Source organism: Pirellulales bacterium, from assembly GCA_036267355.1.
GTDB lineage: Bacteria > Planctomycetota > Planctomycetia > Pirellulales > DATAWG01 > DATAWG01.
The window spans coordinates 99,051-122,496 of record DATAWG010000072.1 but is presented as its reverse complement, the minus strand read 5'-3'; the positions used below and the strand labels follow the sequence as shown (position 1 = coordinate 122,496).

Annotated in this window: 14 protein-coding genes; 6 read left to right on the top strand and 8 right to left on the bottom strand. The window is 60.6% G+C overall.

Going from position 1 to position 23,446, the window contains the following annotated elements; all coding sequences use genetic code 11:
• Positions 1 to 79: 79 nt before the first annotated feature.
• From VHX65_11155 to VHX65_11135, 5 genes are all read left to right on the top strand, one after another.
• Positions 80 to 2,506, top strand: coding sequence for an aspartyl protease family protein (locus VHX65_11155; protein ID HEX3999100.1), 2,427 nt, complete (start codon positions 80 to 82; stop codon positions 2,504 to 2,506).
• Positions 2,507 to 2,699: 193 nt separating this feature from the next.
• Positions 2,700 to 5,636: a tetratricopeptide repeat protein gene (locus tag VHX65_11150; protein HEX3999099.1), complete on the top strand. Its 2,937-nt coding sequence runs from the start codon at positions 2,700 to 2,702 to the stop codon at positions 5,634 to 5,636.
• Positions 5,633 to 5,971 carry a MazG nucleotide pyrophosphohydrolase domain-containing protein gene (locus VHX65_11145; protein HEX3999098.1) on the top strand — a complete coding sequence of 113 codons (339 nt, stop codon included), beginning with the start codon at positions 5,633 to 5,635 and terminating at the stop codon, positions 5,969 to 5,971. Before VHX65_11150 ends, VHX65_11145 begins: the two co-directional genes overlap by 4 nt.
• 164 nt (positions 5,972 to 6,135) lie before the next feature.
• On the top strand, positions 6,136 to 8,562 hold the full coding sequence (locus VHX65_11140; GenBank protein HEX3999097.1) for a hypothetical protein: 2,427 nt from the start codon (positions 6,136 to 6,138) through the stop codon (positions 8,560 to 8,562).
• A 50-nt stretch (positions 8,563 to 8,612) separates the two neighbouring features.
• A complete protein-coding gene (locus VHX65_11135; protein HEX3999096.1) occupies positions 8,613 to 9,539 on the top strand; it encodes an ABC transporter ATP-binding protein in 927 nt (308 codons plus the stop codon).
• Positions 9,540 to 9,722: 183 nt separating this feature from the next.
• Here VHX65_11135 and VHX65_11130 read toward each other — a convergent pair whose 3' ends face one another.
• From VHX65_11130 to VHX65_11105, 6 genes are all read right to left on the bottom strand, one after another.
• Positions 9,723 to 10,544, bottom strand: a complete 822-nt coding sequence (locus VHX65_11130) for a class I SAM-dependent methyltransferase (protein ID HEX3999095.1) — start codon at positions 10,542 to 10,544, stop codon at positions 9,723 to 9,725.
• Positions 10,545 to 10,553: 9 nt separating this feature from the next.
• Entirely contained in the window at positions 10,554 to 12,347 is a 1,794-nt protein-coding gene (locus tag VHX65_11125) for a hypothetical protein (GenBank protein ID HEX3999094.1), read from the bottom strand.
• Positions 12,348 to 12,499: 152 nt separating this feature from the next.
• Positions 12,500 to 14,470 carry a hypothetical protein gene (locus tag VHX65_11120; GenBank protein HEX3999093.1) on the bottom strand — a complete coding sequence of 657 codons (1,971 nt, stop codon included), beginning with the start codon at positions 14,468 to 14,470 and terminating at the stop codon, positions 12,500 to 12,502.
• A gap of 46 nt (positions 14,471 to 14,516) precedes the next feature.
• Positions 14,517 to 16,229 carry a hypothetical protein gene (locus VHX65_11115; GenBank protein HEX3999092.1) on the bottom strand — a complete coding sequence of 571 codons (1,713 nt, stop codon included), beginning with the start codon at positions 16,227 to 16,229 and terminating at the stop codon, positions 14,517 to 14,519.
• A 229-nt stretch (positions 16,230 to 16,458) separates the two neighbouring features.
• Positions 16,459 to 17,364 (bottom strand): glycosyltransferase family 2 protein, encoded by a 906-nt coding sequence (locus VHX65_11110; protein ID HEX3999091.1) that lies wholly within the window; start codon positions 17,362 to 17,364, stop codon positions 16,459 to 16,461.
• A 10-nt stretch (positions 17,365 to 17,374) separates the two neighbouring features.
• Complete coding sequence (locus VHX65_11105) at positions 17,375 to 18,427, bottom strand: NAD-dependent epimerase/dehydratase family protein (GenBank protein ID HEX3999090.1); 1,053 nt, start codon at positions 18,425 to 18,427, stop codon at positions 17,375 to 17,377.
• Positions 18,428 to 18,763: 336 nt separating this feature from the next.
• Here VHX65_11105 and VHX65_11100 point away from each other — a divergent pair, with 336 nt between their 5' ends.
• The gene (locus VHX65_11100) at positions 18,764 to 19,735 is read left to right on the top strand and encodes a methyltransferase domain-containing protein (GenBank protein ID HEX3999089.1); all 972 of its coding nucleotides are present in this window, start codon (positions 18,764 to 18,766) and stop codon (positions 19,733 to 19,735) included.
• Positions 19,736 to 20,102: 367 nt separating this feature from the next.
• On the opposite strand, the gene VHX65_11095 is transcribed toward VHX65_11100, so the two are convergent.
• Both VHX65_11095 and VHX65_11090 read right to left on the bottom strand, forming a co-directional pair.
• Positions 20,103 to 20,864, bottom strand: a complete 762-nt coding sequence (locus VHX65_11095; GenBank protein ID HEX3999088.1) for a class I SAM-dependent methyltransferase — start codon at positions 20,862 to 20,864, stop codon at positions 20,103 to 20,105.
• Positions 20,865 to 20,898: 34 nt separating this feature from the next.
• Complete coding sequence (locus tag VHX65_11090) at positions 20,899 to 23,274, bottom strand: hypothetical protein (GenBank protein HEX3999087.1); 2,376 nt, start codon at positions 23,272 to 23,274, stop codon at positions 20,899 to 20,901.
• Positions 23,275 to 23,446 lie beyond the last annotated feature (172 nt).

The following is a 23,446-nucleotide window of genomic DNA, read 5'->3' as shown; positions in this document are numbered from 1 at the left end:
CGAGGGCAGTTTTCTTTCGCACGGAACAGGTTGCTACCGGCGGCAGCACGCGGCGACCCGCTGGAATTCGAGTGTTGTAATGTCGGACACGGTCGAGGCGTATCAAAAATGGCTCGGTATTCCCGCCGAGGAACAACCGCCCAGCCACTATCGTTTGCTCGGGCTCGAACCGTTCGAATCAGATCGAACGACGATCGACGGGGCCGCCAAGCGGCTCATGGGCCAACTGCAAAAGCAGCTTACTGGCCCCGATCAGGCCGCGATCCGCAAGCTGCTCGACCAAATTTCCGACGCTCGCCGCTGCCTTTTGCTTAACGACCGCAAGACGGCATACGACCAAAAGCTGCGCGCCTCGCTGAAAGCAGCGCAGGCGGTGGCCGCCGCCGCCGAATCGGACGTAGCCGAGCCGGTCGACGCAGCGCCGGTCGCCGAGCCAATTGATGAGCCGACCGACGTGCCAATGGTCGAACCAATCGATGGGGCGACCGACGTGCCAATGGTCGAACCGCTGCCACAACCAACGGAACTAACCGTTGTTGAATCGTTGGCCGAGGCCCATATTCCGTTGGTCGAGCCGGTCGATGTTCCGCCGGTTGAGCCGATCGACGGAGGGGCGGCCGACGAGATTCCTGAAGTGCTGCCGATTCAGGATGAAGCCGTGCCGGAAGCGACGCCAATCGCGGACGATGATTCCAATTCCGATATCGATACTGCCCCGGAGCCGGAACTGATCCATGACGCGGTCGCACCGGCCGAGCCGGAATTGCCGTCCAAGCCAGAACTAATTGACGAGACAAGCGAAGCCCCGCAGCCGGAACTGATCGACGAAGCCCTCGATCCGGCCGAGCTGAAACCGACCCTAGAAAGCGCCGCGCCTTCGCAGGCGAAAAATGCGTCGCCAATGGAACAAGCGCCCCTGCCGCGTCCGGCAGCAGCATCGCAGCCCACTTCCTCGGCGAAGTCCGTGGCCTCCATGCCCACGCTATCACAGCCACGCGCCGTTCGAACGACTATATCGGCCGTGGTTCCAACTCCGTCGACGCCATTGTCTTCCAAAATCTCGCCGCCAGGAAATCCGGCGTCTCCAAAGCCGATTGCCGCGGCCGGCAAGCCGAACAAACCCGCCGCTGAGGCCGATGCAGCACCACAGACGGCGGGCGCGAGGCACGACAAAGTATCTGCCGAAGTGAAAACCAACGGCGAAATGAGCGCCGCCGCGGCCGGCGACTCGGACGATATCTACGGCGCCGCGGCCGAAGGCGAAATCGACGGCTCGTTCTTTTCCGGAATGGGTTTGTCGGGCGTCAGGGCAGGTGGGGCGACCGCGACCGCCGCCGGTTCTGCCGGCGCCGGTTTTGCCATCGGCAATCCTGCAAGCAAGCCCGCCGGCGCTTCGAAAAACGCCAAGCCAACCGCAAAATCCAATTTGAAAGCGAACACCGCTGCCGGCGCCAAATCGGCTGGCACAACAACTCGAATCGAAGGGAAATCGATTGTGAAGAAACCGCCCCGCAAAGGGCCCGAAATGTGGCAAATCATGGTCGGCGTCGGCGGCGGGCTCGTGGTGCTGATGGTCGTCGTCGCCGCGATGCTCGGCAACAGTTCGCCGACGACAACCGAGGCGCCGAAACCTGCCGCAACCCACGAGCATGCCCCGCAGGGCATCGCCTTCGGCCCACGCAGCGTGACCGGCGCGGTCGACGATCGCACGACGCGCTCGCCGGTGACCGGTTCGCCGATCGCGGTGCCGATCGAAAGGCATGGCGATCTGATGCTGGCCAATGTGAAGATCAACGACCAACCTGCCGGAACGTTTCTGCTCGACACCGGCACGCGCGACATCATCATCGGCACCGAGTTGGCCGATCGGCTGGCGCTGTCCAAGGTCGGTCAAAAGAGCTTGAGCCTTGTTGGCGGTGTCCAGCAAGTGACGAAGCGGAAGATCAATTCGCTGTCACTCGGATTGGTTCGGTTCGAAGAGCCGATGATTCTGCCCCCGCCGACCGACCGCAATTGGTTGGCGGTGGCAGCCGATCTGAAGCCGTGGTCGGCGGCGATCGGCGTGCCGATCGACGGCGTGATTGGTTGCGATATCTGGTCGCAACTGCCGTTTTCGATCGACCCGTCGAAAAACACGGTCACCTTTTTCAAGCGCGAACCGCTTCCCTTTTCCGCCGGATTGCAGCCCGAATTTCTCACCCGCTTCGATTTCAAACCAGCGATGCCCGCGATGATCGACAACGGTCCGGAGGGGACATTTCTTATTGCCACCGGGGCGCCGACCGGCGTGATGGTGAAGGGATTGACGGCACCGGTAGGCAAGGTGACGTTTTTTGGGCAGGAAATTTCCGCGCCGGCCTCCGTCGAATCGAAAAACGGCGACGGATATTTCGACCCGAAAGAAGTTCGGCAATCGGGCGTTATCGGTGCCCAAGTTCTCTCACATTTCGTGTTGATGTTCGACTTTCAGTACGAAAAGTTCCTGGCGGTTCCGATCAAGAAGTAGCAACGGCGAGAGCAGCCGTGCGGCACTGACAGGAATGGCGGGCGGTGTGCCACTGGCAAGCGCAGACTCCCAGTGCGAAGCGTGCGTCGGCGTTGCGCCGCCAGAGCGCGACGGGGCGAAAACCGAGAGCATGAGGCGACAAGCGACGGCCCTTCCAAACATGTGCCAAGCCCCTGCAAATCATCGATCTGCGATGCGCAATGCCACGCATCTCGTTGTGTTGCTCGCCGGTTTGATGTTCGCCACGTCGGCAATCGCCGATCCACCGCCCAACGCATCACCGACTGAGGATTCTTCCGCAGCGTCGAAGGCGGCAGCCGAGCCCGCGTCAGACGTTTCCGCCCAAGCGATCGCACGTCGGCTGTTGCTCCAAGGCAAATACGCCGAAGCGGTCGACAGTTACGCGAAGCTTGCCGTGCGCGAGCCGATCGTCGCGGCAATCGGGCAGGCTCGAGCACTCGCCGCGGTGGGAAAGACCGACGAAGCCCAAACGCTTCTCTCCGCGACCGCAAAGCAGCACGATACGGCCGGCGAATTGCACGCCGAATCCGCAATCTTGGCACTTTCCAGTGGCGATGTGAAGCAAGCCCGCGAGCAGGCCAACGCGGCGCTAAAGCTGATTGCCGATGGTCCCCGGCAAGCCGCGGCTCGCTGGGTCGCGGCGGAGGCGGACCGCCGGGCCGGCCGGTTGGACGAAGCCACGGCGGGCTACAAATGGTTCGTCGATCTGTACAACCGCGAAGACGAAATCAAGGACCCCGACACGCTGCACTTCATTGGCCTTGCCGCCGCACAATACGCCCGGTGGAAGCGGCTCAGCGATCAATTCAATTTTCTGGTCAACGAACTTTATCCCGACTTGCTCAAGCTCGATCCGGCCTATTGGCGGGCACACTACGAGGCCGGTTTGCTCTACGCCGAAAAGTTCAACGAAGCCGACGCCGCGCGAGAATTCAAAGCCGCCCTGGCTCTGAACCCGCAAGCGGCAGAGGCGGAGGCGGGAGTCGCTTCGCTGGCGATTGAGAACTATGACCTGGCTGCCGCGCAGGCGTCGCTCCGCCATGCGCTCGAGATCGACCCCCGGCTGCTATGGGCCCGCCAACTCGAAGCCGACGTCGATCTGGCCAATTTTGAATCGGCGCAGGCCATCGATCATTTGCAAGCGGCAATCAAGCTGGATCCGACGAACGAAGCGACGCTTGGCCGATTGGCGGCCGCCTATGCCGCCCTTGATGGCCTACCCGCCGCGGCCGGCAAATCGCAACCATCCGATTCACGCTTGGCAAGGCTGATTTCCGAAGTGACCGCGCGCAATCCTCATTGCGGAGAATTCTACGCCGCGCTTGCCGCCGGGCTCGATCGCCTGCAGCGCTATCCCGACGCGGTCGGCTTCTATCGCGAGGCCATCGACCGCATGCCGCAATTGGTCGGCCCTCGCGGTGAATTGGGCCTGGTCTACATGCGGCTCGGCGAGGAAGTGGCGGCCGATAAGGTGCTGCACGAAGCATTCGACATCGACCCGTTCAACGTGCGGGTGAGCAACACGCTCAAAGTGCTGGAGGTGTTGTCGGATTATTCGGTGGTCGAAACGGATCATTTCGTGATCAAATTCGACCGTGTCCATGACGAGCTGTTGGCGAAATACGTCGCGAAGTTCCTCGAAGAAGAAGTCTATCCGCCACTTGTAAAAAAGCTCGGCTACAAGCCGCAAGGCAAATCACTTTTCGAAATTTTTAGCCGCTCGCGAAACACCGATGGTCATGGTTGGTTCAGCGCTCGCATGGTCGGGCTACCCTATATCGGCACGGTGGGGGCCTGCGCCGGCCGAATGGTGGCCATGCAATCGCCGAACGATTCGCCGCAGAAGTTTAATTGGGCGCGGGTGCTGCGGCATGAATTCGTACACGTCGTCAATTTGCAGCAAACGCACTTCAACATCCCGCATTGGTTCACCGAAGCCCTCGCCGTGCAAAACGAGGGCTATCCTCGCCCGCGGCAATGGGACGAGCTGTTGGCCCAGCGCGTGCCGCAAGGAAAGCTATTCAACCTGGAAACCATCAACAGCGGCTTCATTCGTCCCTCGAGCAGCGACGATTGGGCGATGGCCTATTGTCAGGCCGAACTCTATGCCGAATACATGCTCGAGCATTTCGGCGACGACGCCATCGCCAAAATGCTTGCCGCGTATGCCGACAACTTGAACACGCGCGCGGCCATCCGGCGGGCCCTCGGCGTGGATCAGGAACAGTTCGAGCGCGGCTATGTCGAATACCTACGAAAGATCGCCGCCGGCTTGGAAGGGCTCGCCCCACGCACCGAGCCGAAGCTGGCCAATCTGGAAACGGCGCAGAAAGCCCAGCCCGACGATCCTGATATCGCGGCCCGTTTCGCGCTGGCGCTTTTCCACAAGGATGAAGCCGTGCGAGCTCGAGCCATTGCCGAGGGGGTGCTCATAAAGCATCCCAAGCATCAACTGGCGACCTATGTCGTGGCCCGGCTTGTTTTGACGGCCGGCGAGCAAGATCGGGCGATCGCCATGTTGGAGAAGTGTTTGGACCGCGAAGCGCCGCAGGAAAATGTGCTTGCCCTGTTGGCCCGATTGAAATCGGACTCCGACGAACCGGCGGCGGCGGAAGAGTTGTATCGGCTGGGGGCCAAAAAATTTCCGCAAGACGTGCAGTGGTTGCAGGCTCTCGCCCGGCTCTATTTGAAATCGAACGAAGATAAAAAACTGTTCGACGTGTTGGCCCGGCTCGCCGATCGCGATGCCGACGACCTGCCGATGCGCAAAAAGCTGGCCCAACTGGCGCTGCGGGCCAAAAATTTCGCGGCCGCCGCGCATTGGGCGACTCAGGCGCTCTATATCGACGTGAAAGATGTCGAGACGCATCGCATGCTGGGCGAGGCGCTGGTCGGCGAGAAAAAGTTTCCAGAGGCAGTGGCGGAATACGAAGCGGCCGTCCGGCTCGAGCCGACCGCACGCGGCTTGCAGCTTGCCCTGGCCGACGCTTGTTTTCGAGCCAGCCGCAAAGATCGGGCCCGCGAATTGGTCCGCGCGATCTTGAAAGACGATGCGGCGTTTCCCGGCGCTAAGGAACTGCAAGAACAAATGGAGCAAGCCCAGCCGTGACCGATCCAACCGCCCAGCCGCTCGCCGCCGCCGAAATCACGCTCGATTGCTTTCAGCAATTGATCCGCAAGATGTATTTCGAAAAAGACGCCGCCCGTGGCATCGACGGCACCTTCATGTGGCTGATGGAAGAGGTGGGCGAATTGGCGGCCGCCCTTCGCAACGGAACGCACGAAGAACGGCTTTTGGAATTCGCCGACGTGCTCGCGTGGCTGGCGACGATTGCCAACGTGGTCGGCGTCGATCTGGGCGAGGCCGTCAAACGCAAGTACGGCGCAGGCTGCCCCGGCTGCGGCCAATTCATTTGCCGCTGCGACGATGCGGAGAAGCCATGAATAGGGGTGAGGGACGAGGGACGAGGGGCGAGAGGAAACGCGGCCCGGGGACTGTCCCCTTTTGCGCAGTCCGCGGAGCAAAAGGGGACAGTCCCCTTCACCGGCCGCAACTTCTCGCTAGTCGCGCAGTTCCATTCCGGGTGCCACTGCTGGCTTACCCACCAGTGCGGCGCAGCCGGTGGGCCAACACTGCTGGGCAAGCCAGCACTGGCGCCCATCTTATTCTCGCCGCATTCGCGCTGATTGTCGCACTTCTCGGCCCGACGGCAGTCCAAGCCGACGAGCCTGCGTCATCCACTCCCGCCACGATCGATCGCATCCAAATCGGTTTTGCCGGTCACTATAAGGTCGGATTCTGGACGCCAATCGAAATCCTGTTGACCGGCAAGAGCAACATCACGGCCGATCTGGAAATCATCGTACCCGATGGCGACGGCGTTCCCACCAGCACGATCGTGCATGCCGTCCGACTGGAACCTGACAAGCCCGTCGACGTGCGTTCGTATGTGAAATTCGGCAGGCCTGCGGCGACAGTGAGCATCGCGGTGCATGCGGAACAAAATGCGGCCGACAAGATCGAGCGAACCTTTTCCGGCGACGATGTGCCGCCAGCCCTTGCCGCGACGCAACGGCTGATTCTCGAACTTGCCGAGCCGCTCGAATTCGGCTCGGTAGCCCGGTTCAACGAAGAAGGTCAACCGGAGCAAACCACGATTGCTGTCGTGACCGACCCGGCGTCGTTGCCTGATCGTGCCTTGGGCTACGACGGCGTCGATGTGGCCGTGCTGACAACCGCGGAGCCCGCGTTTTACCAGCATGTGCCAGCCGCTTCGCTTGCCGCCCTCCAGCGCTGGGTGCAAGTCGGCGGCGGCCGGCTGTTGCTCTCCGTCGGCGGTCACGGCGCCGAATTGCTTTCGCCCGGCGAGCCGCTCGAACCGTTCGCACCGGGCCGATTCGAGAAGACGACGCCGCTCGAGCGCTTCGCGGCATTGGAAAACTTCGCCGGCGTTTCGCAACGGGTTGCCGAGGGCGCCGCCGGAGCGCGGCGCCCGAGCGCGCTGGTGGCGCAGTTGAACCAAGTGCGTGGGCAAATCGAGGCCTTCGAGGGAAGCGGAGCCGAGTTGTTGCCGCTGGTCGTCCGGACGGCCGACGGTTTTGGCGAACTTGTTTTTGTCGGCGTCGATCTGAAAGCCCCGCCGCTCGACCATTGGGCGGCGCTACCGCAACTGCTGGCCGCGCTCTTGGGCCGAAATCTCACAAGCGGACAATCGCCCCCAATCCAAACCTCGGCGACCCATCTTGGCTACAACGATCTGTCGGGCCAATTGCGGTCGGCCCTCGATCAGTTTCCGGGCGTGCATCTTACGCCATTCTCGCTGATCGCCGTCTTGGCGGGCGGCTATATCTTGCTATTGTTTCCGCTCGACTATTGGGCGCGGCGGCGACGGAAGCAGTCGGCCGCGGCGGAGCACCATGGCCGTGGCGCGGCGCTTGCCGGCTCGCCCGTTTGGCCCTGGATTCGCTTTGCCGTGGTCGTCGTGGGCATGTCGGCCGGCGTCTGGCTTCTGTGGCGAAATTCGCGTGGCGACCGGGTCGAGCTGAACCAGGCCGAGGTGGTGGACTTCGATCTTCAATCCGGCCTGATGCGCGGCGACACATGGTTCAGCCTCTTCAGCCCCGCGAACGAAGAGCACCTGATTTCGCTCCAGCCACGCTTGCTCGGCAAACACGCCGGCGAATCGGAAACGGAACTGAGCTGGCTCGGCCTGCCGGGCACTGGCTTGGGTGGAATGGGCGACGGCGGGCTCGCGGCCGGCCAAGCTGCTGGAATCAATCCGGGCGCGGCGACTGCCGAGCTGTCGCTCTTTACCCGGCCCTATCCGATCGCTTTGCCCCGGAACGGCCCAGCTTCCGGCGATGGCGAGCCGGACGAAAATGCTTCGATCGGTCCCGTTCCTCTCGCCGCGTGCTCAAGCCGCTGTTTCACCGGCCGCTGGACGAGCGGCCATGCGCGGTTGATCGACGCCGACGTGCTCGAACAACCCGATCATCAGTTGACGGGCAACATCCGGGTGTCGGCGGGCGCGAGCCATGGGGCTGGGCGCGGCGACGAATTCCGCTTGAACGATTGCGTGCTGTTTTACGATCGTGGGGCCTATCTGATTCCACACTTTTCCGCCGCCGAGCCGATCGACGTGGATTCGCTCGAATCACAGTCGGCCGACACGTATTTCACCCGCCGCAAGATCGTCGGCGAAAAAGATCAGACCGGTCCCTACGATCGCACCGGGCAGGATCGAGCGCGGATTCTCGAAATCATGATGTTCTATCGCGCGGCCGGCGGTCTGCAGTATGTCGGCCTGCTGAATCGCTACCAGCATTTTCTCGACCTGAGTGGACAACTCGTTCTCGGCCGCGCGATCTTGATCGGCATCGGCCCGCCGGCGTCGGAATTGGCCATCGACGGCCATCCGATCCTCGCGGCCGCCTCGGCCCCGCATCTGGCCATCTATCGCTTCCTCATCCCCGTCCGCGCTGTCCAATCAACCGGCCGCCCGATCGTTCCCACCAGCCGCCAACTTCAGCCATAGCGTCTTCTTCTTCGTCCCTCGGCCCTTTCCTGTTGCCCCTCGCCCCCAACGTGATCGAAACTCGCGACCTCACGAAAAAATATGGCGATCTGTTCGCCGTGCAGTCGCTCGATATCAAGCTCGAGCCGGGCGACGTGTTCGGATTCATCGGCCCGAACGGCTCCGGCAAGACGACGACGATGCGCATGCTGGCCACGCTCTTGAATCCCACTTGGGGCGAGGCCTATGTCGGCGGTTATTCGATCTACACCAAGCCGAAAGAGATTCGCCGCCTCGTGGGATACATGCCCGATTTCTTCGGCGTTTACGACGACATGAAGGTGATCGAGTATTTGGAATTTTTCGCGGCCGCGTATCGCATCAAGGGGCCGAAACGCCGCAAGGTGTGCGATGAGGTGCTCGATTTAGTCGGGCTCGACTACAAGCGCGACGCGCTGGCCACGAGCCTTTCGCGCGGCATGACGCAGCGCCTCGGCCTGGCCCGCGTGCTGCTGCACGATCCGCAGGTGCTATTGCTCGACGAGCCGGCGAGCGGGCTCGACCCGCGCGTGCGGATCGAGATTCGACGCGTGATCAAGCATCTCGGCGAAATGGGTAAGACCGTGATGGTGTCGAGCCATATCCTGCCCGAGTTGGCCGACATGTGCAACAAGATCGGCATCATCGAGAAAGGCAAGATGGAGGTGTCGACCAGCGTGGCCGACGTGATGTTGCTGGTGCGGCATCAAACCGTGCTGCGCATCCGCGTGGCGGGCGACCAGGAGCCGGCCGCTCGACTTCTGGAGCAACATACGGGCGTCGAAAAAGTCGAACTCGCCCACGGCGGCCTGACGGTAACGCTCCGCGAGGGCGTGAAAGACTACAGCGATTTCGCCGCAATCCTCTCTGCCGCCGGCCAGAAGCTAACGTTGTTGAAAGAAGACGAAATGAACCTCGAAACGGCGTTCATGGCCCTTACGAAAGGAATCACGGCGTAGCGATCTCGAACCGGGCGACGACGGCATCTCACGTGGGACCGCGGCGGGATAATCCATCCCGATTTCGTTGCCCAGTCGCCATCCGGGCGCACCGTGATCGTCATTCAGTCCGAAGAAAGCGACAGTATGCTGCATCCGCTCCTGATGTCTCAACCGGAAGTTCAGGCAAGCCATGCCGGTAAGCTAGCCGCGGCCAAGCAGCTTCGCCATGATTTTCCTTGGCCAATACACCGCGTCGTGTCTCCATAGCGCGCGACGGACGCTCCCGAACTCATTTGGGATCGTTACAGGCGAACCGCCGTTGCGCGCCAGCAACCGTACCGCGTTCGTTGCCTCGATTCTCAGCGGTGAGAAGCCTGCCATCGCAGCGACGGCGGTCAATGTCGCCGGAGAAAAGTACCAAATATGCTCCAGCGAAAACCACGCGGACAGCCGCTTGCGCCGGTTGGGATTCAGCACGTTCGGCACTTCGATGAAAAGGACGCCGTCGTCGGCCAAGGCCCTGCCGCACTTGCGAATCGCGGCAATGGGGTCGTGCAGGTGCTCGAGAACGTGAAACAGAAACACCAGCTTCGCCTTTCCTTCGCCGATATCGGCGTTTTCGAATCCGCCGCCAATGACGTCGAGGCCGAAGGTGGCTCTCGCAACTGCCGCTTGCGATTCCGATGGCTCGATCCCGATCGCCTTGCAACCGAATTGCCGCCGCACGTGGTTCAGCGCCGCACCGTGGCCGCAGCCGATTTCGACGACCAAATCATCCGGGCCAATTCGATCTCCGGCCCAACTGCAAATCGCCTCGCCGCGCTCGCTGCGAGCCGTCGGATCGGCGGGAGGGAGCGATTCGTAGTAGCCTGACCGATAGTACGCGAGCATCTCCGCAAAGCTCGGCCGCGGGTTTTCGTACACGAAGCCGCAACGCCGGCAGATAACATGCCGCGGCGATTCTCGGTCGAAGATCGGCCGGCCCTTGTCAGCGCCGCAGATCAGGCAGCTAATCGATTCCATGCGAACGAATCAGGTTGCGGGGACTTTGTAAATTTGCAACGCGCCGAATTCGGCTTTCTCGACAACCTCGCCAGCGTTCCGCCAATTTCGAACATTCCGCTCCATTCGCGGATCGTCTGGGCCCACAACGAACCAGACGATCCCTTGCCGAATATACGCGTCCAGATTCGCCGGGAGGTCTTCCAGCAATCGCCTGCGTTCCGCCAACCGATCCTCCGAAATTCCGAATGCGGGCGCAAAGCGAACCACGGCCGATGTCGCCGGAAGGCCACCCCACTGGCAGTAACCGATGGCCGTCTCGGGGAAACGATAGATAATTTGATCGGGTAGGACGTGGCGGCGAAGCCACCTTACCGCTTGCTGGTCCTCCTCCGTCAATAAAACAGGGCTGCCTCGAATTGCGAGCACCTCCGTGGGCTTGGGAACTTCCCTGCCGACAAACAATATCCATAATGTTGTGCCGAGGCAGACGACGGGGCTTGCCATCAATGCAATCGCGCAGGCGACCAGCGCGGCTCGTCGCCCCAGCGTCTGTCGGTTCGCCAACCAGGTCAATGCGGCACCTGCCAAGATTCCAAAGGCAAGCGCCGCCACGGTCGAAAACTTGGAAATATTCTTCATGTAGGGATGGACAACGACGAACAAAGGGACTGCGACACCGCCGATGGCCAGGAGCACAAGCGCCGCGCGCATGCGGCAAACGTGCCATAAGCCCCACACGCCCAGCGGAAGCAGGGCACCGAACGTTGCAACGTGCCAAGCGAATACTCGGACCGCCGAAACCGCTATCGAATCGCCTTTCAAGTTGTGAATCACGTTCGGCCAGAATCCGTAATCGAATCCGAAGCTGCCACCATTGGGGACATGTGTAAACAGCATTCCACCCATCAGCCAAGCGGCTCCCCAAGCAGCGGCCAGCGTCAGCAAAAATGGTGATCTGCGAGCCAAGACCAGTTCGGTGAACGCTAGCGTGGCCGAAAGCGAAACGAACAGCGCTGTTTGTGAAAGCGATAGCGCTGCGAGCAGCAGCCAAAGTAGAACCTGTCGGGACACCTGCCTCGAGGGCGTTTGTTGCGCCAGTGGTTTGCACGCGGTCAGCAGAACCGCGGTCGCTAGCGGCAGGCCCAGAGTGAACGGCCGCTGAAATATGATCGACGCGAGGGGGGGATTCACGGCCATGCCCGCTTCGAACGTCTCAGTACCGATCAGCCGGTCTATCCATGGAATGGAGGAAAGAAACGGGGCAAAGAAGACCGTCGCGCCGCCGCCAAACAATGTCGCCAAGGCTGTCCAAACCCCGCCACGGCTCGTGCCCGTGAGACGCTGCCCTAGCAACCACAAAAGGCACCAAAAATAACAACACGCGCAGACCAGCACTATGTCGATTGCCCAATCGACCCTTAAGCGCGCCAGGGCTGTCGATCCTGCCGCTAGAAGATCAGATCCGTAGTGGTAGCGGAGGGGAACGTTGGTGAATCCGATATAACGGGGCGGAAAATAATCGTTTTGCAACTGGGCCGTGATGTCCATATGTCCGTTGTTGGGTAGCAGCATGTCGTGGAAGTAGCCCTTGAAAGCCAGCAGCGCGGCCAACACGGCGACGGCGGACATCCCAAGCCACATTCCGCGCGATACAGCAATAGGCGATTCTTCGGCGACCGGCGTGCCATTGTTTCGCCTCCCTAACCATAGCGCAAAACCAGCCACCGACAGAAAAATCATGCCAGCAGGCAGACCGAACCAGAAGGACTTCGCTGCCATCGACGCGATTTGCACGGCGACGATCCATGCCGAGATGACCATTGCCGGCCGCAACGCGCGGCGTGCCACGCGATCCGTCGGAAGCATCTCCGTAAATGCACAGGCACCAAGCCAGATTCCGGGCAGCGTAAGCCACAGCAAGAGTAAAGTCAGCGGCAGAGGGCTGGCACCAACAAACGACCAAGACATGCTTCTCATTTCGGTCCGGATGATGCCGTTGGGGCGTGATCGATCTTGAACACTTGCAACCCGCCGAACGTCGCTTCAAGGTGAACGCGCCCATTCCGCTTCCAATTCTGCACTTGGCGCTCCATCAATGGGTCATCCGGTCCGACGACGAACCAAGCTATTCCAGCCGCTAAATAGGGCGCGAGATCTGGCGGCCGCGCGGCAATTAGTTCGTCCCGCGACGCGATCCGAGCCGGCGACACGCCGAAGGCCAACGACAGCTTGACAGTCTCGGGGGTGGACGACAGGCCGCCCAACTGAATGTAACCGAGCGCAATACTCGGCAACCGGTAAACCACCTCCTCCGGCTTCGAATGCGTTCGCAGCCAAGCGACAACTTTTTGGTCGTCTTCGCCCAGCGGCACTGGTTTGAATAGGAAAGTCGCTGCAGCGGGGCTGACATCCGGCTGACCCTCCGCGTGCGGTCCCATTTTTAGCCAGAGCATCGCACTGATAAAGCAAATTGGAGTGGCGGTCAGGGCCATGAGGCACACGACGATGATTGGCCGCCAGCGGCTCGCATTCCGAGTTGCTAGCCAAGTCAATGCTCCGCCCGAGAGAATTCCCAAAGCCAAAGACGCGATTTCAAAGAATTTTACGATTGAATCAGCGAAGCGATATCCAACAAAAATCGGGACCGTCAGACCTCCAACGGCCAGCAGCAGGAGTGCCACACGTAGCGGTGGCCGCAATCGCGAGAATCCCCACAGGCCGAACGGCAATAACGCTCCGATCGTTAATGCGTACCAGCCAAGGATTCGCAGTGCCCAGTGACTCGTCGGCTGATATGCCGATTCCGGCACAGCTAGTGGCCAGAATCGCAAATATAGTCCGTGGGGACTGCCAGGGATTCGTGTAAAAAGTAGTCCGCCCATTAGCCAAGCGGCGGCCCACGCGCCGATTAGTGAAAGCAGAAATCGCCATCGGCGGGCCAGCACGAGTTCCGTGAATCCCACCGCGGCGGAAAGGGTGACGAACAGCACGACTTGCGTTACGGACAGCGCGGTCAGAAGCCCTCCAAGAGTAACTAGGCGTGCGCTGTCACTTAAGCTACTTCGACCTCGCGCGGCCTGCGGCTCAAGCGCCAAGACCAGCACCGCCAAACCCAAGGGGAGTCCCAGTGAGAAAGGGCGTTGGAATATGTATTCAACCAGGGGACCATTGAGCCTGCGACCGGTGCCTAATGTAACGAGCCCAAGCAAACGGTTGATCCAAGGAATATGCGCTCCGAGAAAGGGTGCTGCGAAAATCGCGGCACCTCCTCCAAGCTGCGTCGCAATTGCGGTCCACAGGCCACCGCGGTAACTACCGTTAAGGCGCTCTCCCAACACCCAAAGCAAGCACCATGAATAGGCCCAAGCAAACGTAGTCGCTAAGCCGAACGCGACCTCAATCTGGCAACGTGTCAATGCCGTTAATCCAGCGCATACCAAATCGAACCCGTAGTGGTAGCGTAATGGAATATCTGGGTAGCCAGGAAATCTTGGTGGAAAATAGTCGTTTTGCAGTTGGGCTGTTGTGCTCAGATGGCCATTCGGAATCAGGTCATCTCCCATAAATCCCTTGAACGCTAGGATGGCGATGGGAAATGTAATTAAAACCATTCCCAGCCACATCCCCCGGTGAAATCCGGTCTCTTGTTGGTCGTCGAACGGCGGCAACGGGCGGCGTCGCCACCAAAGCGTCAGCCCTAGCATCGACAGGCCGATCATTCCGAGAGGCAAACCACGCCAAAACGAATGCAAGCCGACAGAGGCGAGTTCAACCGCGAGAATCCATCCGCACAGCGTCACTGCCGGCTGCAACACGCGCCGGACTGCACGGTCGGCCGGCAGCAACTCGCAAAATGCTTTTGCCCCCAGCCAAATGCCGGGCACCGCGAACCAGAGGAGCGTAAAGACGACCGGCAATGGACTACTTTCAAAAAGCATATTCATGGCCGTGCGTCGCCGGCGGATGCCGGGAATTCGCCTCTTGCGCGACTCACCGCGGCTGTTTGGCCGGTCCTGTGACATGGCCGTCGATCCGAGCGGAATCTGGCGAACCGGACGTTGCCGGAGCGGACGAGGCGGTTTCACCGATTGTGAACCAAGTATAACCGCGGCCGTCCTGGTTCCGTCCCTGCGCGACGGTGCGGAGGGGCAGATCCCTTAAACGCAACACGAGTTGCTCGAGGTTCGACCCCTCAATCGCAAGAATGAATCGCGGATGGTAGCGTTCGATTACTTGGCGGCAAGACTCCGCGGAGACGACTGCTCCCTTGAGGCCGGCCGTATGTACGAATCGCGCGCGCATCGACGCGCTGCCGCTTCCACGAAACATCGTATCGTCCTGCGGCATATTGATCGATGCCACGTTCAACTGCGCCGATAGCTGGCATGGCATTTCGGTCAGCACGACGTCATCGGCGTTCATTGCCGGATAATTTCCCGGCGACAAGCATGCTGGAATGTCCATCCATGAACGTTTCCACGATGTCGCCCACGGCTTCAGCGGATGAAATGGCCAGCCGACGTAGGCGAGCAGTGTGGTTGCCACGAGTAGCAAGGCCAAATTCACGATCCAACGACAGCGCAGCAAAGGTTCCATCGTCCATACGGCTAGCACACACAAAACGGGAGCGGTATTCGTGAAGAATCGACTAGGGTTATTGACGATCGGGGCAATCAAGATCGGCACCAAGGCGGACAAGACCGTGAAGCTCCACAGGCAAACAATTCCGGCCGCGCGGCCCCCGTCCGGTTGCGAGACAGCCGTTGCACCGGCGGTTAATGGCGCGGAGAAGTTTGCGTTGGAAACTCCAATGGATCGGCCGGAAGTACGCCGCGCCGCCCGACGAAACGCGATCCGTCGCACGACCGGTCCGCACGTCGCAACAAGCACAAGTACGTAGGGCACTTGTTGCCCAATAAAAAAATCGGCAAAAATCTTTGTCGCCTCGACGCGCAAACCTGCGACTCCCTTGAGCCCCAGTTGCCAGTAGCTCGCCGACGATGGCTGCGTCACGAACTCATACAGCTGCTTGTAATCGCTCATCAGGGGCGTCAACGACCGGGCCTCGGGACTGATGCGGCCGAAGAAGTGAATATTGTAGGCGACATAGGGAAGCAAACAAATTCCGGCTACCCCAGCGAATCCGACGACCAATCGCAACCGCTGTCTCCATGGCCAAGGGGCCGTCAGAATGCCAATCGTTGCTGCAAGGAGGGGAACGAAGCCGTCGCCACGAAGCCAAACTGGCAGCGTCAGGACGAAAGCACTCGGAACAAAGTGCATCAGGCTGGGGTGGCCTTTCAAGGCGCCGAGCAACAACACGAATCCCGCGGTCGTGGTGAGTTCATAGCTCAACGAGACGTCCGGCGTCACCATCACCTGAGAGAGCTTCGTCTGCAGGCAGACCAAAACCGCGCCAAATGCTGCCAACCACCAGCGCGACGTGAGCCGCTGCAACAACAAAAACACCAGCACCGGCATGAAGAGCGATAATGCAGCGCAAATGCGAAACGAGGCAATGCGGCTATCTCCAACCCATCGCATCAGGAATCCCAGCGCATAGGGCCAACCGGCGCCCCAATAATCTCCTGCGGGCCGTTCCACCGACGTCGGCCTTCCGAGATAATGCCAAACCACATTATCCGGCTTCGCGTCGCCGTGGGAAATATTTTTCGCGACCACATAGTAATGGGCCGTATCCATGGAGGCGATCGCTCTGAGCCCATCCAAGTGCGATAGCGCAAGCGTTCCTTGGATCGAAATCAAGCCGAGGACGATAAGCCAGCAAGACAGGACGCGGCGGTTTTCCGGCCGGCTTTCAGGTTGCGAGATTTGCACTGCTACGTCTCCGGACCATCTACCATGCGCATGACTCGAACGAGCCAGATTTAAACCCACCATCCAGACCAATGGTTGGGGCTGCGAAACCGTACTAGCGGGGTTTTGTCAGCAAGAGATTCGTTTTCAAGTCCGCATTGCAATCCTCGCTCGCTTGCGTGCGTTCGCGCCGCAGGGATGCATCTTGCCAGTCTTCCAACGCCCGCACCCGATCCTCCAACGACGCCGTTTCATCGGCCTCTTGGGCATGCAGCGCCAGTCGCTCCGCCAGCACATCGTCGCCGATCAAAAATCGCTCTGCCATCACTTTAGCCAGCGTGCTTAGATAGCGGCGGCCCATTTCGACCATTTTCAATTTTGAGACACCAGCCGTCCGGCCACTCCACGAAATGGGGATTTGAACGATGTGGTATTTTCGAATTAGCGCGCTGAGCGACATCTCGATTGTGATGTTGAAGTGGCTGGCGCGGAATGGCCCCGCGGCGCGGATCACCTCCGCACGATACGCTTTGAACGCGTTCGTCAGGTCATTGAAGCGGCACCAAAAGAGCCACTGAATCATCTTGTTCACGATGCGGTTCACAACAAGCTTCATCCATGGATAGTTTTCGACGTGGCTGCCCTTGATGAACCGAGAGCCGAAGACGCAGTCGTAGCCCTCTTCGAGCTTCCGATAATAGGCGATGACATCGGCCGGATGGTCCGAATAGTCGGCCATGTAGATCACGACGAAATCACCGGAGACGGCATCAAGCCCGGTTCGGATTGCGCGGCCGAATCCCCCCGGCGGCCTGCGGTGCAGCATTCGCACTCGCGGCTCGCACACGGCGATCGCTTCGACTACCGCCGCGGTGCTGTCGGTACTGTTGTCGTTCACCACGATGATCTCGAACGGAATCCCCTCCTCGACCAATGCGCTCCGCAAATCCTCAACGGTGGCGGCGATCGTGCCGTCCTCATTGTAGGCAGGAATTACGACCGACAACTTGCGACGGCACATGGGCAAATCCTCACGCAAGGATATCACGCAGGTCGCTACGGCGCGCCTGCAACCAGGAGTAGATGTCCGACAGAATATCGTGTACCGCTCGCTGGGGGCGCCAGCCGAAATCGGCAGTGGCTCGGCGATGGTCAGTAACGTAGATCCGCAGGTCGACCGGCGAGGTTTCCGGTCGGCTGCGAATATCGATGGTTTTGCCGGTCAGTTCGCGACACACGGCGGTCAATTCCATCAGCGATGCGCAAACGGCGCGACCACCGCCCACGTTATAAATACGCCCGTCCCAGGCCGAAGGCCGCGCTAGCTGGCGACAAAGCAGGTCAAACAAGTCCGAAGTGTGCAGCATGTCGCGCAGTTGTTTGCCATGACCGCCGTAGCCGCAATAGGTCAACTCGCGGTCGAAGGCGTGCCGGGCGACCCAAAGCGTGACCACCCCTTGATCAACTTTGCCCATCTGCCACGGACCCGTCAAGATGCCGCATCGATTGATGAGCACAGGCATTCGATAACTAAAGGCATATTCTTGGAGGAGCAGTTCACTGGCCAGCTTGGTGGCGCCATACAATGAGCGGGGTCCGTCGAGCGGAAACTCCTCGGCAATGCCTTCCACTGAAAAGCCCGGCAACGACTCCTCGCCCGTCCAGCGAAACCGCGTGGGTTCTTCGAAGACGGCCAGGCGATTCAGCGGGGCGATCGGGTAAACCCGGCTGGTGCTCAGGAAAAGCAGCGCGGCGTTGTTTCGCCGGGCAGCTTCCATGCAATGGATCGTGCCGATCAAGTTGTTGGCAATCACCGGCAACGGTGAGGCATCGAGCCCGGCCTGCACCGATGGCTCGGCTGAGCAATCGATGAGCAGATCGAACGCCGGCCATTGCTCGACGTCTTCCCAACAGCGAACGTCGCCGTGCACGAACTGGATTCCATGCCCGCGAAGCCGGGCGAGATTCAACTCGCTGCCACGACGCTTCAGGTTGTCGAACGCGGTCACCGCCACCGACGGAAAGGCCTCCTTCAACGAGACCGAAAGATTCGACCCGACGAAACCCGCCCCCCCCGTAATCAAGATTTGACGGAATTCCAAAGCAGCCTCGCAGATCTGTCTTTCGGCCGGACATCTACCGCGGGTGCCCAGCGACAGCAGTTTTTCCCGTCATGCCCGCAAACGGATATTCTAGTATACTACCAACTTGCAATTTGATTGCGCGAGGCGCTTGGCACCGCGCGACGAACACTTGGGACATTTCTTGCCCTTCGCCGCCCGAAATGTGCCGGTTGGGGCTAGCCCGATAGAAGGCCTTTATCCTCAATTACCACCGAAATGTGTTCGAGCCAAGAAACCCCTCCACAGAAACCGGACCTCGTTCCGTCCGTCCGACCGATCGATGGTTTCATCGCGCTTATGCGGTGCCCGGCGTCGGGCGAACCGTTGCACGCGGCGGGAACCGCGCTCGTCAGCGAGTCCGGTGCCCACCGCTATGCCGTTTGTGACGCCGGCATCCCCGTGATGGCCGACGAGTTTTGCTCCGCAGAGGGCAGGATTCAGCGCGAACACTACGATCGCATCGCGGCCGCGTATCTGGCAAATCTGAAATATCCGCACACCGAGGAATATCATCGCTATCTCGACGCGGCGCTTATCTCCGCACTCAAGACGGACAACCTCGGCACCGCGGCCGAAATTTGCTGCGGCCGCGGTGAGGCGTTCCGGCTGCTGGGGGATCGCGTGGAGCGTGGCATCGGGCTCGACGTGTCGCTGAATATGTTGCGGGCTGCGCGGGCCGATCTCGGGCCGGACCGCTACCTCTTTGTTCAAGGCGACGCGACGGCGATGCCGTTGCGCAGCGGGGCATTCGATAATGTATTCATGTTCGGCGGCATACATCACGTCAATGATCGTCGGCGGCTGTTTTCTGAGGTGTTTCGAATCCTCAAGCCGGGTGGCCGATTTATATGGCGGGAGCCGGTCAGCGATTTTTTTCTCTGGCGCTGGCTGCGATACGTGATTTACAAGGTCTCGCCGGCACTCGATTTCGACACCGAGCGGCCGCTACGATGGGAGGAGACGGTTCCCTTGCTCCAGGCAGCCGGCTTCGAACTGGGAATATGGCAGACGTATGGTTTTTTTGGTTTTTGTCTGTTCGAGAATAGCGACGTTCTGGTTTTCAATCGCTGGTTTCGATTCCTTCCAGGAATTCGTGCTTTAACGCGGTTAGCAACCCGCCTGGATGATTTGGTCGTGCGTTTGCCTGGCTTCGGCCGGGCCGGCCTCCAGGTTGTCGGAGCGGCAACCAGGCCATCGACCGCCGCGGGTTCCGATCCGGACGGTGCGCACGGCTGGTCGGAAGAAATCCGCCACTTGACGCCAAGATGACTCACCCTACCGTTCAGTTCAAACTGGCCGTGGGTTCGCGTCGTTTACTCGCGGTTGTTGCGCCGCAACTTCGGCGAGACGGTCCGACTGCCTTCCGAGCCGCAATCGCCACGCCAGTTCCCCAATTGCGCACGTTACGCCTGTCGAGCGTCCATTGGCGGGAGGGGGTGGCCTCAATCTTTACAGTTCCGCCGCCGAGGAGCTAATAGTAATGGTAGTGATCCCCTCGACCTCCAGCGGACTTCGAGGGGTTGCCCGCTCGAGGGCGTCGGCCGGATTGGCTCACACTCCGATTCGGAAGGCTGCTAGCGGCCCGTGTCCAATCGTGACAAGTTCACCGATTGGCCGAAGGCACCGGGAAGCATTATCAAGTCGGATTGGTCGGGGCGGCGGGCAACGACGGCTTTCTGCAAAGCGCCAGAATCGAAACGCCGAACGGTGGGTTAATTGCCGCTGCGCTCCGTGTGTCAATTTCGAACACGGCGCGAAGCACGGCGTTCATCAGCCCAAAGTTCAGGTCGTTCTCGCTCCGGATCGGCACCGACAGCAGCCGGAGCGCTTTCCGAGCAAAGAGAATTGGCAGGAAGAGTATGAAGTTAAAGTAATATCGTTCCACAATCTCCAGCCGCGCACGCTTAATCGTATCCTGAAGATTGTGAATCCGATACCGACGTTTGTGCTCCGCTACAACGTCTTGCGGCCCCCACAAGCACTCGAAGGCAGGCACCGTGATAAGCGCGAGGCCCCCGGGCCGCAAAACCCGGCGCAGTTCGCCGATCGCGGCAAGATCGTCGTCGATGTGCTCAATGACGTCCGTCGCAAGCACGAGGTCGAACGACGAATCGGGGTGGGGCAGGTCGAGGATACTTCCCAATTCGACGGGCCCGAGCCCTTTTGCGTTGCAAAAATATTGCGACTCCGGGCTGATATCGACGCCCTGGAAACTGGTGAAACCGGCATCCCGCAGCATGCGCAGGTTCGTGCCGGTACTTGATCCGACGTCGAGGATGGCCGCGTCCCGTGGCGTTGCCATTTTCTTGATGATTCGCGCAAACAGTTTGCGGCGGCCTGCGAACCACCAGTGGTATTCCTCGACTTCCGCCTCGGCGGCGTACGTTGCGGCTCTCATGTGGTAGTGCTTGTGTATGGATTGAGGTTTTGGCCTACTTCACCCTTTCGCCAATTCCCTTGTTGATCAACTGAACGTTCGGGAGCCTGTACTGCTCCGCGTGCAGCGTATCGCCGGTGATACGAAACGTGTGGACAAGCTGTGCCCAGCCGTCGCCGGGCGATGCCTCGCCGTAGCGCACCGTCACAACGTTCCCTTCCAAGGCCCAATGACCGAGTGCCGGTTGACCCTCGGGCTTCGCAGTTCCGTCCGCGAAAAAGTGGTAGCGTGGGTAATTGAAGCCCCCCAGGTCCGGCTGGCGGTGAGCGTCCGGATTGCCGTCAAAGTGGATGGTCCACACATTTTCGGTTAGCATTCTCACGATTAGGGACCGAGGTGTCAGCCCGGCCACACGCCCCATTGCCTCGATTTCTTTCAATCGCGCCTCAACTTCGCCTTTCGCGAGGCCTTTCAGATTCGGGGCTGCTTTGGCATACCAATCCGCGGCGCGGGATTGGAGATGCGATTTTGCGGGCTCGTGGTTCGATTCCGCGAGGGCCCACCATGCGTCGCCGAGCTTCGCTTGGTCGGCGGCCGCGGTGGGGGCGGCCAAGTCTTTGTCCGCAACGTCTTTCAACGCCGCGTCGCTTGATTTTGCCAGATACGGCAGCGCTTTATCGAAATCGCCTTTGACGAATGCGTAGAAGCGGCCGACGGCCAGATTTGCTGCGGCGTTGCCGGGGTCGGTTTGCAATTGGGTTAGCAAATCGGAGATTTTTGTGAATTCCTTCTTGCACAGCTCGATTTCGTTCAGCTTCGATTTCAATTCGGCGACGGCCATCGGATCTTTCAGCTTCGTGGCCATGCCCAACGCCAAGCGGGTGAACCGGCCGGCGATTTCAAAATCGTCGGCGGCGAACGCTCGCTCGGCAGCGGATTCCGCAGCGACACGCAAGGCATCCGCGGTTTCGCGCGTGCGCACGGTTTTCGCGAGCGCGGCAAAGCAAGTGGCCAATTGGTCGTCTGGCCGCTCGATGGCATACGCGTCCGCTATCTTTTTCAAAGCGTCGGTCGCCGTCGAAACATCGCCGCCCGCGATGGCCAAATCGCGAGCGCGAGTTAGCAGTGCATAACGGGCGGCCGGATTGTCGGCGGTTTCCATGCCGCGCGCGATGAATTGTTTGGCTAGGGCCGCCTTAGCGTCGGGGGCGCCGTGGTTCGCCTGCTCGATGTCGGTCTTGTAGACCGACAGGATCGTTTTTTCGGCAGCGGCCAGCGCTTCCTTGTCGGGAACCGGCGGCAGCTTGGCCTTGGGCGGCGGTTCGGTCCGAGGTTTGGGGTTTGGGGCTCGGGGTTTGGGGTTCGGGGTTTGGGGTTCGGATTGCGCGGGGGGCAGGTTATCCGGCAAATCATGCTGCGGCGGATTCTCGACCAGGGCCACATCGCGCGGCGGATGGACCGGCGGCTCGGGCGGCAAATTTTTTGCCAAGGGCGACTTGCTCGGCCTCTCGGTTTCCGCCGGACCGCCGGCATCCTCGGTGCCCGTGCCGGCTTGAACTGGTGGACGGTCGGCAGGATTGTGGTCTGCGCCCCTCGTGGGGTTGCTTGCAGGCGGCGAACGCGTGGCGGATTTATCGGATATCACCGCCCTCGGTTGCGATGTGTGGTGGGCCGGGTTGGCATTCGGCGGGCTGGCGGACGGCGTCGTCGTAGCGCCAGCCCCATCGGCATTTGCCACTTGAGCCGGTTCGTTCGCAGACTTGAAGATAATCACGCCGATCACGAGCAAAACCGCAGCCACGGCCAAGCCGATCCAGGGGAGAAGCGATTTACGCTTTCGCGCGGGCCCGAATTTGCTAGCTGCCGGTCTCGACGATTTTCTCGCTGCATGGCCGATGCCGGCCGTTGGGGCGAACGAACCAAGGTCCAAAACGTCGTTGTCCGGCGCTGCCTCGGCTTCGGCGGGAGCAGCCCCATCCACGGGCTCGGCTTTCTGGGGAGCCCCAGCGACTGCCTTGGCTCTCTTGGCGCCGGCCCCTGATCCGACGGCTTGGGCCCGAGGCAGCGAAGTCGTAGACGCTGCATTCGCGTTCGCTGCCGTATTCCCAGCGACAGCCGGCCCTTTCGGCCGCGCAGCAACGGGCACCGCACCCAGGTGCTGCTTCAACAGGGCGTCGTAGGCCGCCTTCTTTTCGGGCTTGAGCAGGCAAATTCGGGCAGCGGCCAGTTCGTTGAGCAGGCGTTGCGACAACGGGGCATATTGCCCGGTTTGAAACGTTCGCACATGGGCCATCTGCCGGTCGGCCGCAACCGCGATAACGTCGCTATCATTTTCGAAAAGATCCAAGCCGAGTAGGCGATAGTGGTTCGGCGGTCGTTCGGCCTCGCGAATGCCAAGCCAGCGGAGATAAGGATCGAACGATTCGGCCATGTTCGCATTCACGCCGCTGCATTGCTGGCCGCCGAGCGCGACCTGGGTAGAAAAACCGTTTCCAGCTACGGCAGCATCCGTTGGTGCAACTTGCCGCAATCTCCAGGGTACGGCCAACGGCGATTGTTTTCAAGGGTTTTTGAGATGGCGAGACCGCGCGGATTCACTCGCC

Coding starts and splice junctions, on each gene's coding strand:
- VHX65_11090 (HEX3999087.1), bottom strand. CDS start 23,274: ATGGCCGAATCGTTCGATCCTTATCTCCGCTGGCTTGGCATTCGCGAG.
- VHX65_11125 (HEX3999094.1), bottom strand. CDS start 12,347: ATGGTCATCTCGGCATGGATCGTCGCCGTGCAAATCGCGTCGATGGCA.
- VHX65_11120 (HEX3999093.1), bottom strand. CDS start 14,470: ATGAATATGCTTTTTGAAAGTAGTCCATTGCCGGTCGTCTTTACGCTC.
- VHX65_11150 (HEX3999099.1), top strand. CDS start 2,700: ATGCGCAATGCCACGCATCTCGTTGTGTTGCTCGCCGGTTTGATGTTC.
- VHX65_11100 (HEX3999089.1), top strand. CDS start 18,764: ATGCGGTGCCCGGCGTCGGGCGAACCGTTGCACGCGGCGGGAACCGCG.
- VHX65_11095 (HEX3999088.1), bottom strand. CDS start 20,864: ATGAGAGCCGCAACGTACGCCGCCGAGGCGGAAGTCGAGGAATACCAC.
- VHX65_11155 (HEX3999100.1), top strand. CDS start 80: ATGTCGGACACGGTCGAGGCGTATCAAAAATGGCTCGGTATTCCCGCC.
- VHX65_11115 (HEX3999092.1), bottom strand. CDS start 16,229: ATGGATACGGCCCATTACTATGTGGTCGCGAAAAATATTTCCCACGGC.
- VHX65_11130 (HEX3999095.1), bottom strand. CDS start 10,544: ATGGAATCGATTAGCTGCCTGATCTGCGGCGCTGACAAGGGCCGGCCG.
- VHX65_11110 (HEX3999091.1), bottom strand. CDS start 17,364: ATGTGCCGTCGCAAGTTGTCGGTCGTAATTCCTGCCTACAATGAGGAC.